A 324-nucleotide genomic window follows, 5' to 3' on the forward strand; every position below is an offset into this window, starting at 1 on the left:
CGAGACAGAGTTCCAGACCGTTGGACGGCGAGTCGACGATGTTCATCAGCCGGTCGTATTTTTCCGGCCGGTTGACCAGCCGCGCCGCCCCGCGCAATGCTTCGGCCGGCGGATCGTCGGGATGCGCCGCCAGCATGACGCCAGCCTCTTCGGCCACCGGGACGATCTCGCGCAGAAACACGTCCAGGCGCTGCCAAAGTTCCTCGCTGCTGACGCGCACGGGTTCCGCATCCGGCCTTCCCGCACGGTAACGCATGTTCCAGACGACGCCGTCTGGCAGCGGCAGATCGGCATCGATGGCGGAGAGATCGAGCCCGACCGACA

Annotated in this window: 1 protein-coding gene; it reads right to left on the reverse strand. The window is 66.4% G+C overall.

All coding sequences use genetic code 11. The features are described 5' to 3' along the window. On the reverse strand, positions 1-324 hold a 324-nt coding region (locus EN852_RS37765), incomplete at both ends, for a mannonate dehydratase (protein WP_189546552.1).

The sequence above is a fragment of the Mesorhizobium sp. M2E.F.Ca.ET.209.01.1.1 genome (assembly GCF_004010375.2).
Lineage (GTDB): Bacteria > Pseudomonadota > Alphaproteobacteria > Rhizobiales > Rhizobiaceae > Mesorhizobium.